This is a genomic window from Phenylobacterium sp., from assembly GCF_025934275.1.
Classification (GTDB): domain Bacteria; phylum Pseudomonadota; class Alphaproteobacteria; order Caulobacterales; family Caulobacteraceae; genus Phenylobacterium.
Genome location: NZ_JAICYI010000096.1, coordinates 1 through 6,132 on the forward strand (window position 1 = coordinate 1; position 6,132 = coordinate 6,132).

The following is a 6,132-nucleotide window of genomic DNA, read 5'->3' on the forward strand; positions in this document are numbered from 1 at the left end:
AGATGATCATGCCGGGCGACAACGCCGAGCTGAACGTCGAGCTGATCACCCCGATCGCCATGGACCAGGGGCTCAGGTTCGCGATCCGCGAGGGCGGCCGCACGGTCGGCTCCGGCGTCGTCTCCAAGATCATCGAGTAGCCGCCGGCCCGCCCCATGGGCGCGGCAAGTCCGGCAAGAAGGCCGCCGGCCAGCCCGGCGGCCTTCTTGCTGTCCGAAAAGTCATGACCGCGATTTAAGCTGCCCCCACCGATCGGCGAGGTTAGCTTCCCCCGCGCTGAACAAAGGGGACTGGACGATGCGCAGGACCATCGCCATCGCGACGACCGCGGTCGCGCTCGCCGCGGCCGGCGGCGCCAGGGCCGCCTCGGTGGAGATCCGTGACGCCGTCGCACGCGTCACCGTCGTTCCCGAGGACCGAGCCGACATCAAGGTCGAGTTTCTCACCCGCAATGCCAAGCTGCCGATGGCGGTCCGTACGGTTGGCTCCGACGTCATCGTCGATGGCGGCCTGGCCCACCGCATCCGCAGCTGCAGCCGGAGCGAACGACCCCACGCCTGGGTCTGGGGCGTGGGCGAGGTGGCGGGCGAGGCGATCCCGCAGGTCGTCATCCGTACCCCGCGCGCCGTGACGCTCGCCAGCAACGGCGCGGTGTTCGGCGCGATCGGGCGCGCCGGCAGCGTGCGGCTGCACGATTCCGGCTGCAGCGCCTGGACGATCGCCGACGTGCAGGGCGACGTCTCGGTCGAGGAATCGGGCGCCGGCGTGGTGCGGATGGGAGCGGTAGGACGGCTCGACGTACGGCTCTCGGGCGCCGCCGACATCCACGCGGTGCGGGTGCGCCACGGCATGGCCGCCAGCCTCTCGGGCAAGGGCCGCCTGCAGGTCGAGGATCTGATGGACGGTCCGATGGACGCCCATGTTTCCGGCCTCGGGCGGGTGCGCGTGGCCGAGGGCCGTGCGACCAACGTGCGAGCGCTGGTCTCCGGCATGGGCGGCGTCGACTTCGGCGGCTCGGCCGGCAGCCTCGAGGCCGACATCTCGGGCGTCGGCGCCGTGCATGTCAGGCAGGTGACCGGCCAGGTGACCAAGTCGATCTCGGGCATCGGCCACGTCTCGATCGATGATCAGCGCTCCTAGCGCGCGCAAGGGAGTTTCCGGAATGCGTGTCGGCCTCATCCTGGCGATCGCCAGCGGGCTTTCCGTCCTGGCGGGCGCCGCCCAAGCGGCGACGGTGGAAATCAAGGACGCGGTGGCCCGCGTCACCGTTGTTCCGGAGGCCCGCAACGACGTGCGGGTCGAGATCCTGGCGAACAATCCGCGCCTGCCGCTCGAGGTTCGCACCGTCGGCGGCCGGACGGTGGTCGACGGCGGCCTGCGCCGCAGGATCCGCAACTGCCGCGGGCCGGCGGCCAATCCCCGCGTCGTCGTCGCCGGGGTTGGCGAGGTGGGCGGGCGCGAGATGCCGCAGCTCGTCGTCCATGTCCCCCGCGACGCCGATGTGGAGGCGAGCGGCGCGGTGTTCGGATCGGTCGGCCGCACGGCGAACCTGGATCTCGCCAATGCCGGCTGCGGCGACTGGACCATCGCCAACGTCGAAGGTCGGCTGCGGTTGAACGAGGCCGGTTCGGGCGATGTGCGCGCAGGCTCGGCCGGCGAGGCGCATGTCCGCGTGGCGGGCTCGGGCGACGTCGTCACGGCGGAGGTCCGCGGGCCGCTGCAGGTCGAAATCGCCGGCTCCGGCGACGTCACCGTGGCCTCCATAGGCGGCGCCCTGAACGCACGGATGGCCGGCTCCGGCGACGTACGCGTGCGCGACGGCCATGCCCCGGTGGTGAACGTGGCCATCGCCGGCTCCGGCGACCTCAGCTTCGGCGGCGTCGCCGACCGGCTGAGCGCCAAGATCATGGGCTCCGGCGACGTGCGCGTGCGGCAGGTGAAGGGGCCGGTTTCGAAGATGGTGATGGGGTCAGGCGGAGTGAGCATCGGGAGGTGAGGCGATGCGTCCGGCGAGCCTGATCGTCCTGGTCGCGCTTGCGGCCTGTTCGCCCAGGCCTACGGCCCAGGCCGGATGGGAGCCGGTGTGGCGCGTCGGCGGCCTCGCCGATCCGGAAAGCGTGGCGGCCAGCCCCGACGGCAGGACGCTCTACGTCGCCAACGTGAACGGCGAGGCCGACGCCCGCGACGGCAACGGCTTCATCAGCCGCCTCTCGCCCGGCGGCCGGATGATCGAGCGCACCTGGATCACGGGTCTCGACGCGCCGAAGGGCGCCGTCGTGGCCGGCGACAAACTCTACGTCTCCGACATCACCCGGCTCGTCGAGATCGACCGCAACGCGGGCAGGATCACCGCCCGCTACGACGCGCCGGGCGGCAAGTTCCTGAACGACGTGGCCGTGCTGCCGGACGGCGCCCCGGTGGTGAGCGATTCCCAGACGGCACGCATCTACGTCTTGAAGGAGGGCCGGCTGAGCATCTGGGCGGAGGGGCCGCTCCTGAAGGGCGCCAACGGCCTGTTGCCCGAGCCCGGGCGGCTGCTCATGATCACCATGGGCGGCAAGCTGCTCGCCTTCGACTACGCCACGCGCGCGCCAAAGGTGCTGGCGGACGGACTGGGCCTGGGCGACGGCCTGGCGCCGGCGGGAGGCGGGGCCTACTACGCCAGCGAATGGCCCGGCCGGCTGTATCTCATCGGGCCGGACGGCAAGGTCGCCACGCTCATCGACAGCCGCAAGGTCGGCGTCTACATCAACGACATCGCTCGGTTCCGCGACGAGCTCCTCGTCCCGCACATGAAGCCCGGCGAGGTCGTCGCCTACCGGGCGCCGAAACCCGCGGCGCGGCCTTGACGGACCGGGGTCGGATCGGTATCTACGCGCCTCCTGTTGGACCGGCCGTAATCCTTGCGGGTTAGACGCGGTTCGCGGAACGACCTGAGACAGTGCCTATCGTAGCGTTTCGGGAATGGGCCCTCGCGGGTGTCGCGCGGGCCTAAGTCGTTTGTGCGGACTTTCGCGTCCGGGCCCTCTTCCGGGGGTTCGGGTTGGTCTTTGAAATGGTCGAGATCACGCGGGCGGCCCGCCGTCTGTAAGGAACGAAAAGAGCGATATGGATCGTCAGAACATCCGCATCCGGCTCAAGGCCTTCGATCACCGCGTGCTGGACTATTCCACCCGCGAGATCGTCAATACGGCCAAGCGGACCGGCGCGACCGTGCGGGGGCCGATCCCGCTGCCGACGCGCATCGAGAAATTCACCGTCAATCGCTCGCCGCACATCGACAAGAAGTCGCGCGAGCAGTTTGAAATCCGCACGCACAAGCGCGTGCTCGATATCGTCGATCCCACCCCGCAGACCGTGGACGCGCTGATGAAGCTCGACCTGTCCGCCGGCGTGGACGTCGAGATCAAGCTCTGAGGGGACCAAGCCGATGCGAACCGGCGTGATCGCCAAGAAGCTGGGCATGACGCGCTTCTTCGATGAAGCGGGCAGCCATGTGCCGGTGACCGTGCTCAGCCTCGAGGGTTGCCAGGTCGTCGGCCAGCGCACGGCGGAGCGGGACGGCTATGTGGCCCTTCAGCTCGGCGCGGGCGCCAAGAAGGCCAAGCACACCTCCAAGGCGCTGCGCGGCCATTTCGCGAAGGCCGAGGTCGAGCCAAAGCGCGCCGTGGCCGAGTTCCGGGTCTCGGAGGACAACCTCATCGACGTGGGCGCGGAGATCACCGCCGACCACTTCGTACCGGGCCAGAAGATCGACGTGACCGGCACGTCCGTGGGCAAGGGCTTCGCCGGGTCCATGAAGCGTTGGAACTTCGGCGGCATGCGCGCCACCCACGGCGTCTCCGTCTCGCACCGCGCCCACGGTTCCACCGGCAACCGGCAAGACCCGGGCCGGACCTTCCCGGGCAAGAAGATGGCCGGCCACCTCGGCCAGGAAACCGTCACAACCCTCAATCTCACCGTCTGGCGCGTCGATGCGGAACGCGGGCTGATCCTGGTCAAGGGCGCGGTCCCGGGCTCGGAAGGCTCGTTCGTCAAGATCCGCGACGCGGTGAAGTCGCAGCTTCCGGCCGAGGCCCCGAAACCCGGCGCCTTCAAGACCTCCCGCGAGCCGGCGCCCGCCGAAGAAGCGCCCGCGGAAGCCGCCGTCGACGAGACTCCCGAAACCGTGGGCCAGGAGGCGCCCGCCGAGGCGACCGCCGCCCCCGAGACCCAGGTCGACGAATCCACCGCCCCGGAAGCCGCCGCCGCTCCCGAGACGCCCGAAGCCGGGGGTGAAGCCCAATGAAACTCGACGTCATCAAGCTGGACGGCGGCAAGGGCGGCTCGATCGAGCTTCCGGACGAGATCTTCGGCATCGAGGAGATCCGCGCCGACATCCTGCAGCGCTGCGTCACGTGGCAGCTCGCCAAGCGCCGCGCTGGCACCCACAAGATCCAGGTCCGCAACGAGGTCTCGCGGACCGGCAAGAAGATGTACCGCCAGAAGGGCACCGGCGGCGCCCGCCACGGCTCGCGGCGCGCGGCCCAGTTCGTCGGCGGCGCCAAGGCCCACGGTCCGGTGGTGCGCAGCCACGCCTTCGATCTGCCAAAGAAGGTCCGCGCGCTGGCGCTGAAGCATGCGCTCTCTTCCAAGGCCAAGACCGGCGCGCTCATCGTGCTCGACGCCGCGACCGTCAAAGCCACCAAAACCGCCGCCCTGCGCGCCAGCTTCGCGAAGATCGGGGTGACAAACGCCCTGGTCATCGCCGGCTCCGAGGTCGACGCGAACCTGAAGCTCGCCGCCCGCAACATCCCCAATGTCGACGTGCTGCCGAACGCCGGCCTCAACGTCTACGACGTGCTGCGCCGCCAGACCCTGGTGCTGACCAAGGATGCGGTCGAGGCCATCCGCGCGCGCTTTTCGCCTGAGGAGGCCGCGTGATGGCCGAGCAGCCCACCGTCCGCCATTACGACGCCATCGTCGCCCCGGTGATCACCGAGAAGGCGACCCTGCTCTCCGAGCAGAACAAGGTGGTGTTCCAGGTGGCCGCCGACGCAACCAAGGACGAGATCGCCGCCGCCGTCGAGGCGCTGTTCAAAGTCAATGTGACCAAGGTCAACACCCTGAACGTCAAGGGCAAGACCAAGCGGTTCCGCGGCATCCAGGGCCGCCGGTCCGATGTCAAGAAAGCTGTCGTGACGCTGGCCGAGGGCCAGTCGATCGACATCACCACGGGGCTCTGACCAGATGGCCTTGAAGCAATTCAATCCGACATCGCCGGCCCGCCGCGGCCTGGTGCTGGTCGACAAATCCGAGCTGCACAAGGGCCGGCCGGAGAAGTCCCTCGTCGAAGGCCTGACCAAGTCCGGCGGCCGGGGCGGCGGCGGGCGCACCGCGGTGCGCTTCCGCGGCGGCGGCGCCAAGCGGCTCTATCGCGTCGTGGACTTCAAGCGGCGCAAGCTGGGCGTGCCCGGCCGCGTCGAGCGCCTCGAGTACGATCCGAACCGCACAGCCTTCATCGCGCTCATCAAGTACGCCGACGGCGAGCTCGCCTACATCCTGGCGCCGCAACGCCTGAGGGTCGGCGACGAGGTGATCGCCGCAGAGAAGGCCGACGTGAAGCCCGGCAACGCCATGCCGCTGCGCGGCATGCCGATCGGCACCATCATCCACAACATCGAACTGAAGCCTCTGAAGGGCGGCCAGATGGCCCGCGCCGCCGGGGCCTACGCCCAGCTGGTCGGGCGCGATGCGGGCTACGCCCAGATCCGCCTGAACTCGGGCGAGCTCAGGATGGTGCAGGACGGCTGCATGGCCACGGTGGGCGCGGTCTCCAACCCCGATCACATGAACGAGGTCCTGGGCAAGGCCGGCCGCAACCGCTGGAAGGGCAAGCGCCCGCACGTCCGCGGCGTCGCGATGAATCCCATCGATCACCCGCACGGCGGCGGCGAGGGCCGCACCTCCGGCGGCCGCCACCCGGTCACCCCGTGGGGCCAACCCACCAAGGGCCGCAAGACCCGCACGAACAAGGCGACGGACAAGTTCATCATCCGCTCGCGTCACGCCAGGAAGGCTCGCTAAGGCATGACCCGCTCTGTCTGGAAAGGTCCGTTCGTCGACGGATACCTGCTCAAGAAGGCCGAAGCC

General features: G+C 69.7%; 7 protein-coding genes and 3 pseudogenes. All 10 read left to right on the plus strand.

Annotated features, from left to right (window positions below):
* Positions 1–140: pseudogene (gene tuf, locus Q0W60_RS17030) on the plus strand (elongation factor Tu); the annotation flags it as partial.
* A 157-nt stretch (positions 141–297) separates the two neighbouring features.
* Entirely contained in the window at positions 298–1,140 is an 843-nt protein-coding gene (locus Q0W60_RS17035; RefSeq protein WP_297697277.1) for a DUF2807 domain-containing protein, read from the plus strand.
* A 22-nt stretch (positions 1,141–1,162) separates the two neighbouring features.
* The gene (locus Q0W60_RS17040; RefSeq protein ID WP_297697278.1) at positions 1,163–1,996 is read left to right on the plus strand and encodes a DUF2807 domain-containing protein; all 834 of its coding nucleotides are present in this window, start codon (positions 1,163–1,165) and stop codon (positions 1,994–1,996) included.
* Positions 1,997–2,000: 4 nt separating this feature from the next.
* Positions 2,001–2,849, plus strand: a complete 849-nt coding sequence (locus Q0W60_RS17045; protein ID WP_297697279.1) for a hypothetical protein — start codon at positions 2,001–2,003, stop codon at positions 2,847–2,849.
* Positions 2,850–3,108: 259 nt separating this feature from the next.
* Positions 3,109–3,417 (plus strand): 30S ribosomal protein S10, encoded by a 309-nt coding sequence (gene rpsJ, locus Q0W60_RS17050; protein WP_297697280.1) that lies wholly within the window; start codon positions 3,109–3,111, stop codon positions 3,415–3,417.
* A gap of 13 nt (positions 3,418–3,430) precedes the next feature.
* Positions 3,431–4,147, plus strand: a pseudogene (gene rplC, locus Q0W60_RS17055) (50S ribosomal protein L3); the annotation flags it as partial.
* A 137-nt stretch (positions 4,148–4,284) separates the two neighbouring features.
* Complete coding sequence (gene rplD, locus Q0W60_RS17060) at positions 4,285–4,923, plus strand: 50S ribosomal protein L4 (RefSeq protein ID WP_297697281.1); 639 nt, start codon at positions 4,285–4,287, stop codon at positions 4,921–4,923.
* Positions 4,923–5,225 (plus strand): 50S ribosomal protein L23, encoded by a 303-nt coding sequence (locus Q0W60_RS17065; RefSeq protein WP_297697282.1) that lies wholly within the window; start codon positions 4,923–4,925, stop codon positions 5,223–5,225. The genes rplD and Q0W60_RS17065 overlap by 1 nt, the downstream gene beginning before the upstream one ends.
* Positions 5,226–5,229: 4 nt before the next feature.
* Positions 5,230–6,066 (plus strand): 50S ribosomal protein L2, encoded by an 837-nt coding sequence (rplB, locus tag Q0W60_RS17070; protein WP_297697283.1) that lies wholly within the window; start codon positions 5,230–5,232, stop codon positions 6,064–6,066.
* A 3-nt stretch (positions 6,067–6,069) separates the two neighbouring features.
* A pseudogene (locus Q0W60_RS17075) lies at positions 6,070–6,132 on the plus strand (30S ribosomal protein S19); the annotation flags it as partial.

Bases quoted from the DNA above. Each gene is read 5' to 3' on its own strand.
- rplB (WP_297697283.1), top strand. From the start codon at position 5,230: ATGGCCTTGAAGCAATTCAATCCGACATCGCCGGCCCGCCGCGGCCTG.
- Q0W60_RS17040 (WP_297697278.1), top strand. From the start codon at position 1,163: ATGCGTGTCGGCCTCATCCTGGCGATCGCCAGCGGGCTTTCCGTCCTG.
- Q0W60_RS17035 (WP_297697277.1), top strand. From the start codon at position 298: ATGCGCAGGACCATCGCCATCGCGACGACCGCGGTCGCGCTCGCCGCG.
- rpsJ (WP_297697280.1), top strand. From the start codon at position 3,109: ATGGATCGTCAGAACATCCGCATCCGGCTCAAGGCCTTCGATCACCGC.
- rplD (WP_297697281.1), top strand. From the start codon at position 4,285: ATGAAACTCGACGTCATCAAGCTGGACGGCGGCAAGGGCGGCTCGATC.
- Q0W60_RS17045 (WP_297697279.1), top strand. From the start codon at position 2,001: ATGCGTCCGGCGAGCCTGATCGTCCTGGTCGCGCTTGCGGCCTGTTCG.
- Q0W60_RS17065 (WP_297697282.1), top strand. From the start codon at position 4,923: ATGGCCGAGCAGCCCACCGTCCGCCATTACGACGCCATCGTCGCCCCG.